Raw genomic sequence first — 1,638 nt, 5'->3', positions numbered from 1 at the left:
CTCCTACCTGCACGGCGGCAGCGTGCGGCAATCCGGCGAAAGCCGCTACCGGCAGTGGATCACCCACAAACTCAGCACCTGGTACGACCAGTTCGGCAGCTCGGGATGCGTGGGCTGCGGGCGGTGCATCGCCTGGTGCCCGGCCGAGATAGACCTGACCGCGGAGGTGGCCCGGCTGGCCGAACTGGCCGAGGAATCGCACCATGCCCACCGCTGAGGAACTGTCCGCCTTCGGGCAACTGGCGGTGCTGAGCGATGAAGAGCTGCGCACACTGGCCGCCGCCGGACGCGATGTGGCCTTCCCCGCCGGGCACCGGGTGATCACCGAGGCCCGACCTGCCGACCGATGCTGGCTGATCCGCCACGGCCGGATACTGCTGGACGCCCAGGTGCCGGGGCGCGGCGCCGTAGTCCTCCAGACCCTCGGCGGCGGAGATCTGCTCGGCTGGTCCTGGCTCGTACCGCCCTACCGGTGGCATTTCGGCGCGGTGACCGCCGAACCGGTCGAGGCCGTCGAGTTCGAGGCGGGGATCTTGGCCGAACTCTCCGATCGGGATCCACGATTCGGCCGCGCGCTGACCATGATGCTGTTCGAGGCGCTGCTGGAACGACTGCAGGCAACCCGGGCCCGGCTGCTCGACCTCTACCGGAACCCCACCATGACCTGCACTGCCGGTCCACACCGCATCGCCGTCGACCGAGGCGACCGAGGCGACCGATGAGCGTGGACACGCGAACCCGGACGGTGGCGCACGGTGACACGATGCTGCCCTACCGCGTAATCGGTCGCGTCGCGCAAAACCCGGACACCGTGACACTGCGCCTGGAACCGGTACACGATGCGGCGCAACCTTTCCGGCCCGGACAGTTCATGATGCTCTACAGCTTCGGCGTAGGCGAGATCGCGATCTCGATCAGCGGAGATCCCACGGCCGTCGACGACAACCTCGAACACACTGTCCGGGCGGTAGGCGCGGTGAGCGCGGCGCTGCACGACACAGCTGTCGGCGGCCTGATCGGTGTCCGCGGACCATTCGGCACAGGATGGGACCTGGCGTCCGCGGCCGGAGGGGATCTCGTCATCGTGGGCGGCGGCGTCGGGCTGGCGCCGCTGCGCTCCGCCATACTCACCGCGCTCGCCGCCCGCGACGACTACCGGCGGATCGTGCTGATCACCGGAGCCCGGACCCCGGCGGACATCCTGTTCCGGCACGACCAGCAACTGTGGCCGACGGCCGGGGCGATCGAACTCCATCAGACCGTCGATCACCCCGCACCGGATTGGGACGGCCGCGTCGGCTTCGTCACCGAGCCACTGGCCCACCTGACCGTGGAACCCGGCAAGACCACCGCCTTGCTCTGCGGCCCCGAACCGATGATGCGATTTTGCGCGGAATCACTGTTGCGCAAAGGAATTCCCGCCACCGATATCCAAGTGTCGTTGGAGCGCAACATGCAGTGCGGTGTCGCGCGATGCGGGCACTGCCAGCTCGGTCCGCTGCTGCTGTGCCGAGATGGCCCCATCGTGGACTACGCGACTGCCGAACCATTGCTGGCGGTGCGTGAACTATGACGAAGACACCGACACTCGCGGTGTGGAAGTTCACTTCCTGCGATGGTTGTCAGCTCACCTTGCTC

At 67.9% G+C, this 1,638-nt stretch carries 3 protein-coding genes; all 3 read left to right on the top strand.

Going from position 1 to position 1,638, the window contains the following annotated elements:
* Positions 1–217 (top strand): 4Fe-4S dicluster domain-containing protein (locus tag ACWEO7_RS39435; protein WP_452430942.1); only part of this gene is annotated, 217 nt, incomplete at its 5' end.
* Positions 204–722 carry a Crp/Fnr family transcriptional regulator gene (locus tag ACWEO7_RS39430; protein ID WP_452430940.1) on the top strand — a complete coding sequence of 173 codons (519 nt, stop codon included), beginning with the start codon at positions 204–206 and terminating at the stop codon, positions 720–722. The genes ACWEO7_RS39435 and ACWEO7_RS39430, both read left to right, overlap by 14 nt.
* Complete coding sequence (locus ACWEO7_RS39425) at positions 719–1,573, top strand: FAD/NAD(P)-binding protein (protein ID WP_452430938.1); 855 nt, start codon at positions 719–721, stop codon at positions 1,571–1,573. Before ACWEO7_RS39430 ends, ACWEO7_RS39425 begins: the two co-directional genes overlap by 4 nt.
* The last annotated feature ends 65 nt before the right edge of the window (positions 1,574–1,638 follow it).

It is taken from the genome of Nocardia sp. NPDC004260, from assembly GCF_053603155.1.
Note: the sequence above shows the minus strand (reverse complement) of the source record. Positions and strands in the feature narration are given on the sequence as shown.

Excerpts from the sequence above, each read along its gene's own strand:
- ACWEO7_RS39430 (WP_452430940.1), top strand. The coding sequence starts at position 204 with ATGCCCACCGCTGAGGAACTGTCCGCCTTCGGGCAACTGGCGGTGCTG.
- ACWEO7_RS39425 (WP_452430938.1), top strand. The coding sequence starts at position 719 with ATGAGCGTGGACACGCGAACCCGGACGGTGGCGCACGGTGACACGATG.